We start from the raw sequence: 16978 nt of genomic DNA, 5'->3' as shown, positions 1-16978 counted from the left end.
CTATTCCACCTCGATTCCCATTTGTCTGATTATCTCTTTTTTACATACTTCTGGAATATCTACTGATAAACTTTTAACATTGTGAACATGAATAAGTTTTCCTCTTTGTATAAATTTTGTAGCCTCTCCAATAGGTTCTCCATATTTATATATTATATCTCCTACATTTTTATCTCTTAGACAAATTTTATTTCCAAATGGTATTCTCTCTTGGGCTTTTATTTCCCCTATTAATTTATTATGATGGTCGTATATTCCAACTATATCTCCACACTCTACATTTTCTAAAACTGTTACACCGTCATCTTTTTCATTCATTAACATACTTCTTTTCATAATTATCACCCTATTAATCTTCATCTTTTATTTCTAAAATAGGAATTTTTATAGAATCATCTTTTTCTTTCTTAGTAGCATAGAAAATTCCTGTTCCAAAAGCCACTACTGTTATAACGATAATATATAGTTTTATAGAAGTTAATGAGTTTAAAATTATAATTGCTTGAACTATATAAGCCATTATAACTATTAATTTAAACATTCCATCTGATACATGTTTTCCAAACTCTCTTTTTGCCCAAGCATTTGGATATAATTTAGGTAATTTAGAAACTGATGTTATCATTAGGATTCCTAAAGTTAAATCAACAAGTACATAAGTATTTGCAATTGTATTTATATCCCAATCTAATACTATTGGAAGCATTGAAGCTAACCAAAGAAGAGTTAAAATTATCCAAGGATTTCCTTTTTTATTAGTTCTTCCTAATTTTTCAGGGAACCATCCATCTTTTGTAGCATTAAATATTGGTTCTACATAAGCTGCAAAGCAACCATTAATTGTTGTAGCTAGTGCCATAAATGGAGCTGAAATCATAAAGAATATAAATAATGGTTTTGATAAAATCTCTTGAGCAACATATGTTAAAGGTTGATTTTTTACAACATCTAAAGGTAAAACTCCAACTGCTACTAATGTAACTGAAACATATAAGAATAAAGTTATAACTGTTGTTCCTAATATTGCAAATGGCATATCTTTTTTAGGATTTTTTGCAAATCTTGTGAAGTATATTACATAATATTGACCTGTTGTAGAGAACATTAATACACAAATAGCATTTAAAACTCCCTTTGGTCCATTTGTAAAGAATTCAGGACTGCTTACATCTAAAATATGATTCATATTTAATTTATTAATTCCCATTAAAGCAAATGTAATCAATCCAACTACTAAAAGTGTTGTCATTATATTTTGAGCTTTTGCTAAGAAATCTATTCCACGTAAGTTTATAACATAGAAAAGTGTTAGTACAATTAAAGCCACAAGTTTTACTGGTACATTTGGTAATAAAGAGTTTACATATTTTCCTAAAGCAACTCCATAAATTGCTATTGTTGGAAAGTAAAGAAAGAAACTAACTACATACATTCCTGCAAATTTTTTACCAAGTATTGTACTGATTAAAGCATATGGTCCTCCATCCATTTTTATGGCACCACTTGCAAAAATTATAGGTAAGTTATAAATTAATCCTAAAACTACTGCTAAAGCATAAGCTATATAAGCTGAATATCCTGTAAGTCCAATAGCTTGTCCAACTAGACTAACAACTCCTGCCCCAACTACACATCCTGTTCCTATTGCTAATAAGGTCTTTCTATCTAATGTTCCTGTATTTTCCATTTTTCCCCCTTTTTTATTTTACCCTACTTTTATTTTTATTTCTATTTTTTATTTCATTCTATATTTTTCTATTAATTCTTCATCTAATTCAACACCTAAACCGATACAGTCTGGAACTTTTACATATCCATCTTCCATTTGTATTCTATTTTTTACTAATTTTGTAAATAATGGACTGTTACTTTGAGAATATTCTATTAAATCTCCTTGTTCTGTAGCTGCTAAAAATTGTACTGTAGCTGCTAATAAAATTCCTGTACTAAATCCATGTGGAACTAATTTTGTTCCTGATAAAGTTGCTAAATCATAAATTTTTCTCATTTCACTAATTCCACCACATCTTGTAATATCTGGTTGAACTATACTTGGTTCTGCATTTTTTAAGAAATCTTGAAATTCATAACGAGTTGTTAAAGATTCTCCACCAGCAACTTTTACACTAGAAATTTCTCCTAATTTTTTATATCCTTTTAAATCATCTGCTAAGATTGGTTCTTCAATCCAGTTTAAATTATATTTTTCTAATCTTTTAAACATATAAACTGAATGTCCATAAGTTCTCCATTTTGTTGCTAAGTCTATTTGTAATTGAAAATCTTCTCCAGCTTCCTCTCTTACAGCTTTGATTATTGCCTCATCTGTATCTGGGTCATCTCCTAAAATTCCTCCACCAAATTTTAAACTTTTAAATCCTTGCTCTTTTAATCTACGAACTATTTCTTTATTTTCTTCTGGAGTATCTGCTGGAATGAAAGTTCCATATGTTTTTATTTTATCTCTATATTTTCCACCAAGTAACATATAGATTGGAACTTTATAATATTGAGAAGCTATATCCCATAAAGCTATATCAATGGCACTGATTGCATGAATTCCAGCCCCTCTTCTTCCTACATAGTTAGAAGCCCAATACATTTTATCCCATAGTTTTTGAATTTCTAATGGATTTTCTCCAATTAGTAATCTTTTTAGTCCACTACAATAAAGGTTTGTTTCTGGAGCTTCTATTAAAGCTTTTACAACTAATGGAGATGTATCACTTTCTCCAATTCCTGTAATTCCCATATCTGTATGAACTTTTACTATAACAGCATCTTCTCCCCACTCACAAGAGTCTTCATATTTTGGAACTCTTAAACATATAACTTCGATATCTGTTATTTTCATTTTATACCTCCTAAATTATTTTATAAATTATTAAAGCAATATTAATGCCATAAAAAAATATTTTATTTAGAACATTTTTTTTAAATTTAGAATATTTTTTTCATATTTTTTAATTGATGAGTTAAAAACATTTCATTTTTTTAGAGTTATTTTTAACTCGCTGAATTGATTTTAACTCAAATTTATTATATAATATATTAATATTAAAAATAGGGTGGTTATTATGATATTTAAAAATATAAATTTTTCTAAAGAGTTTAAGGAGTTTCGTCATCTTATTGATAATCTTTATGATGAAGTTATGATATATGATGATTGTTACAATATTGTCTATGTAAATAATGCTTGTGAAAGACACTATAATTGTTCTGCTGAATCTATGATTGGAAAATCTTTTTTTGATTTTGTTTCTCAAAAAAATAGTACTTGGGATTGCTCTATTCTTCCTATTGTATATGAAGAAAAGAAACCTTATATGGCTCATCAAAGTACAATATTTGGAGCAAGTATTACAACAATAGCTATTCCTATATTTGATGATAAAAATAATATAAAATATGTGGTTATGAGTGTCAGAGATAATCCACAAAATATAACTTTATATAATCCTAATTATGTATCTGTAAATCTGGATAATTCTACAGAATATTTATTGGAAACCAATAGCAAAAAAATGAAAGAAATTATTAAGATAGCTGAAAAAATAAGTACTGTTGATGTTTCTTGTATTCTTACAGGGGAAAGTGGAACAGGAAAAAGTATTTTGGCAAAATATATTCACTCTAGTGGGACTAGAAAAGGAAAACCTTTTATAAGTTTAAACTGTGCTAGTATTCCTGAAAATTTAGTTGAAAGTGAATTATTTGGTTATGAAAAAGGGGCTTTTACAGGAGCTAATAACAGTGGAAAAAAGGGACTTATTGAAACTGCTGATGGAGGAACTTTACTTTTAGATGAAATTTCTGAACTACCTTTAACAACACAGGCTAAACTTTTACAATTTTTACAAGAGAAAAAAATAATGCCTATTGGTTCTAACAAAGAAATTAAAGTTGATGTTAGAATTATTGCTGCTACTAACAGAGATTTAAAAGAGATGGTTAAGAATAAATTATTTAGAGAGGATTTATATTATAGATTAAATGTTATTGAATTGCATCTTCCAGCTCTAAGGGAGAGAAAAGAGGATATTCCCTATCTTGTAAAACATTTCTTTAATATTTTTAATAAAAAATATTCTTTAAATAAGAAAATAAGTGATGAAACTATTGAGTATTTAAAAAATGAAAAGTGGCATGGAAATATTAGAGAACTCCAACATAGAATTGAAAGATTGATTATAACTTCGGAAAATGATTTAATAAATATAAGTAATTTTATTAAATATCAAAATACACCTATAGAAAATAATATATTTGATGATGATGAAAGTTTTTCTTTTGAAGAAAAAGTAGATGAGTTTAAAGCTCAATTGATAAATAAAGCATATAAAAAATATAATTCTTCAAGAAAATTGGCTAATTATCTAAAAATAACTCAAACTAAAGCTAATAATTTAATAAATAAATATGTAAAATAAAAAGACCCCGAAGGGTTGAGGATACTATTTTCTGTTATACCACCACCAAATAAAAATACAGATTATTATTACAAATCCAGTATTAAAATTGATAGTATTGATATACACATTCATAGTATACCTCCTAGTTAAGTGAATTTCTACCTTGTTCAAGGGCAGAATAAAAGCTCCCAATTTCTTGAGAGCTTCTATCTGAACTTGTTAATTCACTTAACTAGTACCCAACGGGTATTTACATATATATTATAAGATATTTTTGTTAAAAAGTCAATATTTTTAGAAATCTACATCACTTTCTGATAGTTTTGGAGCTTTAGCATCTTTTGGAGAAAGAATGGGATTTTCAATTCCCCAATCGATATTTAGCTCCTTATCATTCCAAATTATATTTCTATCAGCTTCAAAATTATAATAATTATCAGCTTTATATAAAAATTCTACATTGTCAGTTAAAGTTAAAAATCCATGAGCAAAACCTCTAGGGATTAAAAACTGTCTTTTATTTTCTTCTGATAAAACACAAGAAACCCATTTTTTGTAAGTTTTAGAATTTTTTCTTAAATCTACTGCCACATCTAAAACTGCTCCCCTCACACATCTTACAAGTTTTGCTTGAGAAGCCTCACCTTTTTGGAAATGTAATCCTCTTAAAGTTCCCTTTACTGCTGAAAAAGAGTGGTTATCTTGTACAAAATTATAAAAAAGTCCAGCCTCTTCCATTTTTCTTTGTGACCAAGATTCTGTAAACCAACCTCTATTATCTCCAAAAATTTGTGGCTCTATTATATAAACTCCTTCTATATCTGTTTTTATAACTTTCATTTTTTCTCCTAATATTTTATTTTATCCTCTGCTACCTTTAAAAGATATTGTCCATAGTTTGATTTTCCATATTTTTTAGCTGCTTCTAAAAGTTTTTCTTTATCTATCCATTTATGTAAATATGCTATCTCTTCTAAAGAAGCTATCTGTATTCCTTGACGATTTTCTATTGTTTTTATAAACTCTGTAGCTTCTGCTAAAGAATCCATTGTTCCTGTATCTAGCCAAGCATAACCTCTTCCTAAAGTTATTACATTTAATGTGCCATCTTCTAAATACATTTTATTTAAGTCAGTTATTTCTAACTCTCCTCTTTTTGATGGTCTTACTTTTTTTGCAAAATCTACAACTCTATTGTCATAGAAATATAATCCTGTTACACAATAATTTGATTTTGGATGTTCTGGTTTTTCCTCTATTGATATAGCTTTTCCATCTTTATCAAACTCCACTATTCCAAATCTTTCTGGGTCATTTACATAATAACCAAAAATTGTTGCTCCAACCTCTTTGGCTTCAGCTTCTTTTAAATGTTTTGAAAGTCCTGCTCCATAGAAAATATTATCTCCTAATATCATTGCACAAGAGTCATTTCCTATAAATTCTTCTCCAATTAAAAATGCTTGAGCAAGTCCATCTGGACTTGGTTGTTCTGCATAACTTAAAGAGATTCCATATTGGCTTCCATCTCCTAAAAGTTTTTTAAAATTTGGTAAATCTTGTGGTGTTGAAATTATTAAAATCTCTTTTATTCCTGCTAACATAAGAGTTGATAGAGGATAAAATATCATTGGTTTATCGTAAACTGGTAAAAGTTGTTTTGATGTTACCATTGTAAGAGGGTATAATCTTGTTCCTGACCCTCCAGCTAATATTATTCCTTTCATAAGCTACTCCCTTTAAATATAATTTTATAATTTTATTATACTTTATTATAAAATAAAAATCAATTATTATGATTTATTTTACATTGACTAATATTAAAAAATGTGATATACTTTATTTTTAAAAAATGACTTGAAAGTCATTTTAATTTTTGGAGGTAATTTATGAAAAAAGCTTTTTTAATTTTAGGAATTGGAGCTATTCTTGCTCAAGGTGCTTATGCTGACAGTGTTGGTTTAGGATATGGACTTACTAGCAAAGTTTTCAAAAGTGACAAACCTCATTATATTTTACCTTTTATAGATATTGAATATAATGGATTTTTTATTGACGGTGGAAAACCATATGGACTTGCTTTTGGTTATAATTTAATTGAAGAGGACAATTATTCTTTTTCTCTTTATGCTCTTCCTTTTGGAGGATATAAAATAGAGGCTAAAGATATGGATGCAGGTTATAGAGGAATTGATGACAGAGATACTCAATTTATGGGTGGAGCTGAATTTTCTTATACTTTTATCCCTTTTGATGTTAATTCTTCTGTAGCTTTTGAATATGGAAAAGAGGGTGGAAATATTCATTTTAAACTTAATAAACCTTTCTACATCAATTCTCAATTTACTTTAGTTCCTAGCTTCAATTATACTTACTACAATAGTAGTATGGTAGATTATTATTTTGGTGTGGATAATCACGAGGCTCTAAGACCACAATCATATAATATTAATGGAGCTTATGAGGGAAAATCTGGATATACTTGTGGAGTTGGATTACTTGGAAACTATCAACTAACTGAAAGTTTTTCTACAGTTGGATTTATTGGAATAACAAAATTATCTAAAGAGTTAGCTGATTCTCCTTTAGCTCATGATGATATTGTTACAGCTATTGGTGGAGGAATTATTTATTCTTTCTAATTAGAAATTATTTTAATTTAAGAAAATTATTTTATAATTTTTCTAAACAAAAAGGGTATTGTAAAAATTTACAACACCCTTTTATTTTATTTTTCTTTATACTCTGATATTCTTACACTTGAATCATATTCTCTTTTGTAATCTCTAAGCTCTATATATTTTATTTTTTGTTCTAATATATAGATTTCTCTCTCTAGAATTTTAAACTTTTCTTCTAAAACCAAAGCTTCTTTTTCAGTAACTTTTCTTAAACTTGTACTAAGTTTTTCAATTTCTAAGATTTTTCTATTGATTTCCTTTTCTTTTTCCAATAGTTTTAAATTACTAGCAGATATTTCTAAATATTGTTTTTCTTTTATAGAACTTTTATTTTGTACTGCTAAATCACCATTTTCAAGGATTACTACTTCATTAGAACCTAAATTGTATTTTGATAACAAATTAGAATAAAAAGCTATCTTTTCTTTTATTGTTTCTAATTCTCTCAATAATATTGTTTTTTCTCCAGCTAACAATATTTTTTCTTTTTCAACATTTAAAGCTAGATTATTAGAAACAATATAACTTTCTAAATCTCTATAAATACTATTTCTTATTTTCCAGATTTCAAAAGATATTCTATTATATTCCTCTTTTTTCTTGTTATTTCCCTCAAAAAGTTTTCTATTTTCAATATCTTCTTCTATTCCTATAAGAGTATTATTTAAACCATCCAATCTTTCTGTATAATTTTCCTCTTCAAAAGTCTCTTTATTAGAAAAATCTTCACTTTTATTTAGGAAATAATCTATATAAAATTTAGGAAACTCTGATTTTAATTTATCACAGATTTCTTTCTCCTTTGAAATATCATCTGTTTCTAAAGAAACTATATATTGAGTTGGAATATATAAATAACTGCTATCTGATATTAATCTACTTTTTACTTTCTTATAACTGTCTTCCATTAATATAGGAGTAATAACTATTTTTGCACTATTTTCATTAGGAAAATTTTTCTTTATATAATTTTCCATTATTTTTTCTATATTAAGAGGAGTTTTATCAGGATTTTGCCCTTTAGTTATCTCTTTATGAGAGAAAGAAATAATAAATTTCTCCTGTGAATACCCTATAGATGTAACTAAAAAGAATACCACTATAACACCTAAATATTTTTTAAATGATTTGAAAAACTCTTTACAAAATGCTATTAAAATTCCCATGAATAAACCTAACACAACTCCTGCAGCCAATATAAGTTTAGCTTTTGATTCTGAAACTATTGTAATAGGAGATGCTTTCTTCAACATCTCTCCATATTTTATTCTATTTTCTTGAATTGCTAATTGATTAAACTCTTCTATTATCATATTGTAATCAGTTATTATATTTTTTATACCATTTTTTATATATAATATCTCTTCTGTTGTTCCTGTTTTTAAATTAGCATTTTTTAATTCTAAAATTTTAATTTGATTTTTTATAGCACTTATTTCATTTTGAAGATTTATATTAGAATTAATAATTTTTGAGTAATATTCATCTTCTTTATCATCCTCTAGATTTATTTTTAAACCTTTAGGAATAGTTGTAGTTTTATCACTTCTTTTTTCATTTTCTAAAATACTTAAATAATCATTTTGAACTTTTAATTTTTCATCTAATAACAATTTTAATTTATCTATTCTTCCTTTAGATATAGCCTTAAAGGAATCTGGATTTTTTACTATATTTGTAGCTTCTAAAAAACTTTCAATTTTATTTATTTTTATATTTTCTAAATTTTTTATTTTTATTTGAATATCTCTATATCCAAAGCCATAAGATACATAAGAGATATTTGTTTTTAACTTTTCATTGATAACATTTTCTAAAATATCTCTATCTTTTTTTATTAAATCAAGGATATCTTGATATTCACTTGTAGTACTGTCAACTATACTAGTATCTATAATTTCAGCTCTATATTTAGATTCATAATTATCTTTAAACTCTCTATTTAATCCCTGAATATACTCATTTAAAATTTTCTTACTTGTTTCTAAATCTCCTATTCTTAATTGAATAGAGTAATTTTCTGGTATGTAATCTAAAGTTTCCCCTTTCTTTTCTGCAAATTCCATTTGTGTTTTTACATCCTGTGGAATTATTCCAGAAATTTTAAAAGCCTCTCTAAAATTATCTAAACTTATTTTCTCCTTTGTTTCTAAGTTTTCCTTAGTATAAACTTCTTCTAAGACATTTGGTGGCAATAAGTTTACTTTTTTATTTTTTAATTCTGGGGAAGCTAATTTTACTATTACTGCAGCACTTTTTCCATTATCCCTCATATATAAAGCTACTCCTAAAGATAAGGCTGATACAATAATAAAAGTTACTAATATTGTAAACTTTTCTCTAACTAATATAGCTAAAAGTTCCATTAAATCAATTTCATCATCTTCCTGATGATAATTTTTGATTTCTTCTAACTGATAATCTTTATTGTCCATTTCACTCTCCTTACAAAAACAATCATTTCGCATTTTATTATACTTCATTATATGAAAAAAAGCAATTATAATGTCACAATTATATTTCTAAATATCCCATATTTTTTCCAAAGAAATTTTTGCTTTCAATCTCCTTTAATTTTTGTTTGCTTGTATAGATAAAGTTTTTATTTTTAAATATTATCATCTCTTCTTTAAAATCTAGAATTTCAATCAGTTGAATATTAATAATAGTACTTCTATCTAATTTATAAAACATAGTTAGATTTTTTATTTTTTCCTCAATCTCATAAAAATTTTTCTTTACAGTAAAAGTTTCAGAAGTTGTTAGATGAAACTCTGTTTTTCTACTGATTCCAGAATAAGTTATATAGTTTATATCTGAAAATTTATAAATTCCCTTTTTAAAAGTATCTGAAAGATAAAAACCTGTAATTTGAGCTTTTTCTTTTGCTAATCTTTCAATACTCTCCTCTATTCTAAAAATCTCTTTTCTTATAATACAATCATCTACTAATTTACTTAAGAAAAGCTCTCTCATTTTATGAATATCTTTTTCTCCAACTAAGGCTATTATATTTATATTATTTCTTTTGTAATCTACCAAATAACTTTCTAAATTTTCTGTATCTGAATCTATTATAACTATATTTATATTACTTAAATCTATATCTTCATCTAAACTTACATATTCATAAGGAAGTACCTCTTCTAAAAGAATTTTTAAATTTTCTTCAGCCTTTATCCCTATCTTCATACTACTTCAACCCCTTATAAAGAGTTTCTAATCTAAGTTTATTGATTATATTAGATATTTTATATGAAAGGTCTAACAAGAAATTTTGTTCTCCTATTGTAAGTGGCTCATCTCCCTCTTTTATAAAAATAAGTGCTATCTCTTTATTTTTATTAAAACCTATTTTGTAAGCATAGTCATAATTTTTATTTTTTAATAGCTCTGTTGGAATAATATTTGTATCTTGTGGATTTTCTTCTACATAATCATATATCTCTTTTTTATTAATAAGAATTTTTACAAAAACATCTTCTAAAGGTAAAGCTTTTTTTAAATCTTTTTTTAAAAACTTTTCAAAATCTTTGATATTATCTATTAAGCATAGACGGTTATAAATCTCTTCAATAGGTTTATCCTCTACAGCCATTATTTTATTTATTATAACTGCATAAAAATCTAATAATAAAAATACTCCTAATACAATAGCTGCTTGAGATATGTTTTTAAAATAAAATAAACTTACATAACTTAGGGTAATAACAATAGAATAAAGTATAGTCCTTAAAACATTTCTACTATAAATTTTGAAAGTATAGAAAACCAAAGCCCAATAAACACAGAAAATCTCCATTATATCAATGAAGTATCCTAAGTTTTCAAATCTTGGGAATAACTCCTTTGAAAATTCTAATAAAAAATATGTTATCCATAAAACTATCCACGATAAAATATTTCCTCTTTTAATCTTATTTTTGTAAGTCATAAAGGTAATTAAAAAGATAAAGAATAGAACTCTAGTTAAATCTATATATTTTCTTGCAAAAGAAATTATTTTTAAAAAAGTTATATGCCCATTTAAAAAATAAACTAAAACTTGTGGAGAGCAAATTATTAATCCAATCACAACATTATAAAGATAAATAAAAGCTAAAATAAAATATATGAGTTTTTTTAACTTTTTAAATCTTTTAGGGAAGATATTTTTTAAACAATAAAAAATAAGCATAAACAACAAAAATCTCGTTACAAAAAAATCTACAAAAATCAATATATTATTACTTGGGTCAATTCTCAATCCAAAAAATATTTTTAAAGTTACTAGGAAAAACATAAAATTAAGGATATTTTTCTTTGGAAGTTTCTGTCTAGTATTCATATATAGATATATATTAAAACCAATTAGACAAAGGGTAAGGATATTTAAAAATCTCTCTTCTAATTGAGAAAAACTTACACCTTCTAAGTTTAAATAAACTTTCTCCCAATCCTTTTCCTTTATTAAATCAATCTCATCACTATCCCCTAAATAACTTCCCTCTACTAAATATTCACCATTGGGAACATTATAAAAAATACTCCCATTTAAAATATTAATCTGTTTTACATTGGAGATTTCCTCTTTTGTCACTATATTTTTTAAGGTATATTTTCCAATATTTGAGTTTAAAATTTCAAAATTTTTAATTTTTGGTACAACATATATAAAATCCTTTTGAGATTTAGAAAGTTGCAACACAAAAATAGAGATTATAACTGTGAAAATAATTGCAAAACTTATTTTTTTCTTTTGAGCTTTTATGTCCTTGTAATACAAAATATCAGTCCTTTCTTTTTTTGCCATATATTAAATTATAATTTATAAATTAGATTCTGTCAAAATAAATAAAAGTATAAAATTTAAGAATTGATGTATAAAATTTTATAATTCAAGTAACTTTTAATTTTTTTAATATTTTTTCTGATATGATATTTTGGTAAAATAAAGTTTAAATTTTAAAGGAGAATAAATGAAAATTAAAAGAAAATATATAAAAAATCCTCTATTTCAAGTTGCTCTTGTGTTACTTTTAACAAGTTGTGGAGGAGGTGGAGGAGGTTCTGCCCCTATTCGTGATAACAATATGAGACCTATTATTGTTCCTGAAAGAAAACCTGATGTAGAAATAAAGCCAGAAATAAATCCTGTTGTAAATCCAGAGGTAAATCCTGATAAGGATACCAATAAAGTAAATGGAATTGTTTTTGGAAAAGGGCTACCTTCTAATCTTACATATTCAAAACCTCAAATTAAAGTTGAAGCCCATGAGGGAAAAGGTTTGGTAGTTGGAATTTTAGATAGTGATTTTGTAAAATATCAAGATAGAATAGGAAAAAAATATGGAGATAAGGGTGTAGAAATTGACTTTTTACCAAAGGGAAATGACCACCACACTTATCATGGAGAGGGAGTATTAGATACATTATTACAAGGAGTAACTCCTAAGGTTGTAGCAAGTAGTTTAAGTGAAAATGATAATGGAAATAATATTATAAGATATAATCTTGAAGACTATAAAAAGATTTTAAAGAAGATGAAAGAAAATGATGGAGACGGACCTAAAAAATTAAAGGTATTTAATCAATCTTGGGGAAGTAATTTAGATTATATCCAAGAGAGAAACTTCTTTGGAAATAAAGACAGACTTACTGGAAAAGTAAAATTAAATGAAGAACAAAGAAATACTATTTACAGAGCTTTTTCTTCTGTTAAAACTGGTGATGTTAATAGGGAGATTATTCCATCTGGAAAAGAGGCAATAGATTTTTATGAAGAGGCTATAAAAAATGAAAATGCTCTTTTTGTATGGGCAAATGGAAACTATGATGGTGGTGGACATACTATTACTAATGGACAACTTCAATCAGCAGCACCTCTTTTAAGAAGTTCTTTAGAAAGAGGATGGATATCTGTTGTAGGTGTTGATGGAAAAAATAATAATAAAGATTATGATGCTCATTTGGCCTATGCTGGAGCTGTAAAAGATTGGGCTATATCTGCTCCTGGAGAATCTACTCTTAACTATGAAAACAACAGTCATATTGGTTCATCTTTTGCTGCCCCAAGAGTTACTAATGCAGCTCTACAAGTAGCTAGTAAATTTGATTGGATGACAAATAATGATGTAAGATTAACTTTATTTACTACAACTAATAAAGTGGGAGTTGGAGATGGAGAAACAGAAGAAAATAGATATATAGATTTTGAACCAACTGGAAGTCATGGTTGGGGAGTATTAAATCTTTCAAGAGCCTTAAAAGGTCCTGGAGCTTTCATAGGAAGTATATTGAAAGCTGATTATAAAAATAAAGATTCTAAAGACTACAATTTATACTTTAACGCCAATATTCCAGAGGGAAAAACTTCATATTTTGAAAATAATATTTTTGGAAATGCTGGACTTAAAAAGAAAGGTGAGGGAACTTTAGTCCTTACTGGTGAAAATACTTTTAGTGGAAAAAGTAAAATTGAAGATGGTAAATTAGAAATATATAAAAAACATAGGTCTGGAATTGATATTGAAAAAAATGGAACTTTAGTATTACATAATAATGCTTCTGTTGGATTTGAAGATTTAGATAGTTTCAGTATTGTTACAAATAGTGGAACTTTAAATGTTGTTGGAAAGGAAGCCTATATAGAAAACTATAAAAATGATAAGGGAAAAATTCATTTAAAAGAAAATTCCCACTTAAATATAAAAAAGGCTGATGTTGAAAACTTACATGTAAGTGTATATTCAGATAATTATGTATCTCCAAAGGAGAAAAAAGTTGAATTAATAAAAGCTGATGAATTAGTTGGAAATATTAAAGATGTTGAAATCAACGGAATGAGAAAAATATCTTTAGATAGAGAAAATAACAATTTAGTGGCTAGTATCTCTAGAGAAAATGCTGTGGATTATTTAGGAGATGCTCCTATTAATTCAAAGGATACTGCTAGAAAGATAGAAATCACTTTAAAAGAGTTAGATGAAAAATATAATAGTGGAAACATAAGTGAAGAAGAAAAAGAATTAGGTAATGGAATTATCTCAATGTCTGTTAATAAATTTAAAAATGCCACAGAGATTGTTTCTGGAGAAATTTATGCTTCTGCTCAAGCTTTAAGTTTTGTACAAGCTCAAAATATAAATAAAAGTTTATCAAACCATCTTGGAAGTTTAAAAGATTTCTACAATAGTGATTATGAATGGCAAGGTTGGTCAACTTTCCAAAGTTCTAGTGGAAAATTAAAAGAAGATGGATATATTTCTGCTGATACAAAAATAAATGGTGGACATTTTGGAATAGATAAAAGAGTTGGAAATAGTCAAGTGGGAGTTGCTCTGTCTTATGGAAAAGGTTATGGAGATTTTGAGAACTACGGTGGAAAGTATAGAAGTAACTCTATTGGAATTTCTCTTTATGAAAAAGAATATTTTGCTGACAATTTCTATACTTTAGGTCGTATTGGTATAACTCATTTTGATACAACTGTTGACCGTGCTCTACTAACTAGAAATGGAGATGTGGAGTTTGGAAGAATAAAACATGGTGATAATATGGTTTCTGCTTACTTAGAAGTTGGAAAACATTTTGAATATATTACTCCTTATATAGGATATTCTATGGATTATCTAAGAAGAGGGGATTTTAATGAAAGTAGTGCTGACTGGGGTATCGTTGCTAATGATAAAGATTATTTCAAACAAAATCTAATCTTTGGACTACAAGGGGAACAAAAAGTTTCTGATGTTACATTTAATTACCATTTATCACAATTAGTTAATATTGGAGATAGAGATTTAAGTTTCAAAGGACATTTTACTGATAGTACAACTGTTCACACATTCAAAGGAATTAATCAAGTTAAAAATACTAGTTGGATAGGTGCAGGAGTTACTAAGGAGTTTACTGAAAACTTTGGAGTTTCTGTTAACCTAGACATTAGATTAGAAGAATTTAAAAGTGCTGATACTGTGTATTCAACAAAAATGTATTTCCGTTTTTAATTAGGAGATTAATATGAAAAAAGAGATTGATTTCTATTACTCTATAATTAAGAGAGGAAGAAACAAAGGAGAATTAAACACCCTTAAAACAAAAATCAAATATACAATTAGGTTTATTTTACTTTACCAACATGCTAAAAAATTGGCTAATTTTATTACTAGTCACGAATATTTAAAAGATGAAGTATACAGATATCCTGTACTTTGTAGTAAAATTCATAGACCTTACCTTACTAATAGATTGAATACTAGAGAAAAGGTCAATTCTATAATATCTTCATACAATTCACTGGATAAATTATTCTCTAAAAATTTATTAAATGATATTTATAGAAATGGATATTTGGAAATTTGTTCTTTTACTGGAAAAGATGGAAACTTAGTTAAAATTATTTTAAAGCTTTATCCTAATTACGATAAAGAGGGTGAATTTACTTTAATTTGTTATAATCATCTTGAAAAACCTTTGGCTAAACTTACTTTTGGATTTCATAATAATGAGATTATAATTGGAGGTTTACAAGGTTTAGAAAAGGGAGAGGACAAAGATTTAATAAAAGAAGCTACAAAGAATATGTATGGAGTTTTTCCAAAAAAATTACTTCTTGAAATACTATATTTCCTATTCCCAAACCACACTAAAATAGGGGTTGGAAAAACAAAACATATTTACTTCTCTATGAGATACAAACACAGAAAAGAAAAGAAAATACATGCTGATTATGATAATTTTTGGGAAAGCATAAACGGCATTAATAAAAATGGACTTTGGTTACTTCCTAAAAGTATAGAGAGAAAAAATTTACTGGAAATACCTGTAAAAAAACGTTCTCTCTATACAAAAAGATTTACCCTTTTGGAAGATATTAAAAATTCTGTTGAAAATATAACTAATTAGAAAAATAGGAGATATTGCAAGTTTATGCAGTATCTCCTGTTTTTGTATCATTATATTTTTTCCCTTAACTTTCTCATAAAAGAGTATTTTTTTAAATAATTTCTATAAAAATTTCCTAATTTATTTCTAATTCCTTTAGGTAATAAAAAACATAAAATTAAAAAAAAGAAATTTCTTAAATTAAAAACTTCCATTTCTTTTAAATAAGTTTTTAACTTTTTAAAATTTTTAATTCTATAGTTATAATTTTTATTATTTATAAAATTGAAAGCATAAGTTTTTTCTATTTTTTTATGCTCTATAAATTCAGCTTTATAATTATTATCTTTTAAATATTTATGAACATATATAAAAGCTTCAAATCCATGAAACTCTTTTTCTCCTCTGTCTGAATTCATTATAGAATTTTCCCTATTTAGATAGTTATAATAGTATTTTTTTACTAATTTTATTTTTTTAGCTTCTAAATATACAATGGGTGTTATAAATTGGTCTTCGTGTATTTTTCCTAAAGGAAACCTTGTATCTTTAAATAACTCTTTTCTATATATTTTATTCCAAGCAGTTGGATTTAATACTACACCTTTAAAACTGTTCTCTAAAATAAATTTTGTTAATATATTTCCCCTTTCATCTAAGTAGGTATAACCAAACATTATCATATTGTAATCATAAAAATATTGAGATACATCACTATATAAATTAGGCTCTATCCAATCATCACTATCTATAAAATGGATAAAATCTCCTGTAGATATATCTAGACCTGTGTTTCTAGCTCCACTTAACCCCATATTTTTTTGGTGAACTACTATTATTCTACTGTCTTTAGGCTTATATTCATCACAAATTTTCCCACAATTATCTGGACTTCCATCATCTACTAAGATTATTTCTAAATTTTGATAATCTTGAGTAATAACACTATCTATACATTTTTTTAAATATTTTTCTACTTTATACACAGGTATTATTACACTTATTTTATATTTTTCCATA

At 26.3% G+C, this 16978-nt stretch carries 13 protein-coding genes; 4 read left to right on the top strand and 9 right to left on the bottom strand.

Going from position 1 to position 16978, the window contains the following annotated elements; translation table 11 throughout:
• From HF862_RS04510 to HF862_RS04500, 3 genes are read right to left on the bottom strand one after another with little or no spacing between them, the layout of a single operon-like run.
• A complete protein-coding gene (locus HF862_RS04510; RefSeq protein ID WP_206039008.1) occupies nt 1-336 on the bottom strand; it encodes a UxaA family hydrolase in 336 nt (111 codons plus the stop codon).
• A gap of 13 nt (nt 337-349) precedes the next feature.
• Nucleotides 350-1687, bottom strand: coding sequence for an APC family permease (locus HF862_RS04505; RefSeq protein WP_170186732.1), 1338 nt, complete (start codon nt 1685-1687; stop codon nt 350-352).
• A gap of 48 nt (nt 1688-1735) precedes the next feature.
• Entirely contained in the window at nt 1736-2854 is a 1119-nt protein-coding gene (locus tag HF862_RS04500; protein WP_170186731.1) for a mandelate racemase/muconate lactonizing enzyme family protein, read from the bottom strand.
• Nucleotides 2855-3077: 223 nt separating this feature from the next.
• Here HF862_RS04500 and HF862_RS04495 point away from each other — a divergent pair, with 223 nt between their 5' ends.
• On the top strand, nt 3078-4433 hold the full coding sequence (locus tag HF862_RS04495; RefSeq protein WP_170186730.1) for a sigma-54-dependent Fis family transcriptional regulator: 1356 nt from the start codon (nt 3078-3080) through the stop codon (nt 4431-4433).
• Between the two features lie 276 nt (nt 4434-4709).
• Here the strand turns inward: HF862_RS04495 and rfbC are convergent, their stop codons facing one another.
• Both rfbC and rfbA read right to left on the bottom strand, forming a co-directional pair.
• Nucleotides 4710-5255 (bottom strand): dTDP-4-dehydrorhamnose 3,5-epimerase, encoded by a 546-nt coding sequence (gene rfbC / locus HF862_RS04490; protein ID WP_170186729.1) that lies wholly within the window; start codon nt 5253-5255, stop codon nt 4710-4712.
• An 8-nt stretch (nt 5256-5263) separates the two neighbouring features.
• Nucleotides 5264-6142 carry a glucose-1-phosphate thymidylyltransferase RfbA gene (gene rfbA, locus HF862_RS04485; protein WP_170186728.1) on the bottom strand — a complete coding sequence of 293 codons (879 nt, stop codon included), beginning with the start codon at nt 6140-6142 and terminating at the stop codon, nt 5264-5266.
• A gap of 162 nt (nt 6143-6304) precedes the next feature.
• Between rfbA and HF862_RS04480 the strand changes: the two genes are divergently transcribed.
• The gene (locus tag HF862_RS04480; RefSeq protein WP_170186727.1) at nt 6305-7057 is read left to right on the top strand and encodes a MipA/OmpV family protein; all 753 of its coding nucleotides are present in this window, start codon (nt 6305-6307) and stop codon (nt 7055-7057) included.
• Between the two features lie 86 nt (nt 7058-7143).
• Here HF862_RS04480 and HF862_RS04475 read toward each other — a convergent pair whose 3' ends face one another.
• The 3 genes from HF862_RS04475 to HF862_RS04465 form a co-directional block, all read right to left on the bottom strand.
• Nucleotides 7144-9531: a Wzz/FepE/Etk N-terminal domain-containing protein gene (locus HF862_RS04475; protein WP_170186726.1), complete on the bottom strand. Its 2388-nt coding sequence runs from the start codon at nt 9529-9531 to the stop codon at nt 7144-7146.
• A 79-nt stretch (nt 9532-9610) separates the two neighbouring features.
• Nucleotides 9611-10288: a LytTR family DNA-binding domain-containing protein gene (locus HF862_RS04470; RefSeq protein WP_170186725.1), complete on the bottom strand. Its 678-nt coding sequence runs from the start codon at nt 10286-10288 to the stop codon at nt 9611-9613.
• A gap of 1 nt (nt 10289) precedes the next feature.
• The gene (locus HF862_RS04465; protein WP_170186724.1) at nt 10290-11888 is read right to left on the bottom strand and encodes a hypothetical protein; all 1599 of its coding nucleotides are present in this window, start codon (nt 11886-11888) and stop codon (nt 10290-10292) included.
• Between the two features lie 166 nt (nt 11889-12054).
• On the opposite strand from HF862_RS04465, the gene HF862_RS04460 reads away from it, so the two are divergent.
• A complete protein-coding gene (locus HF862_RS04460) occupies nt 12055-15081 on the top strand; it encodes an autotransporter domain-containing protein (protein ID WP_170186723.1) in 3027 nt (1008 codons plus the stop codon).
• Nucleotides 15082-15094: 13 nt separating this feature from the next.
• Nucleotides 15095-15979, top strand: a complete 885-nt coding sequence (locus HF862_RS04455) for a DUF535 family protein (RefSeq protein ID WP_170186722.1) — start codon at nt 15095-15097, stop codon at nt 15977-15979.
• 50 nt (nt 15980-16029) lie between these two features.
• Here the strand turns inward: HF862_RS04455 and HF862_RS04450 are convergent, their stop codons facing one another.
• Nucleotides 16030-16977, bottom strand: a complete 948-nt coding sequence (locus HF862_RS04450; protein ID WP_170186721.1) for a glycosyltransferase — start codon at nt 16975-16977, stop codon at nt 16030-16032.
• Nucleotide 16978 lies beyond the last annotated feature (1 nt).

Source organism: Fusobacterium sp. FSA-380-WT-3A (genome assembly GCF_012843705.1).
GTDB lineage: Bacteria > Fusobacteriota > Fusobacteriia > Fusobacteriales > Fusobacteriaceae > Fusobacterium_B.
Note: the sequence above shows the minus strand (reverse complement) of the source record. Positions and strands in the feature narration are given on the sequence as shown.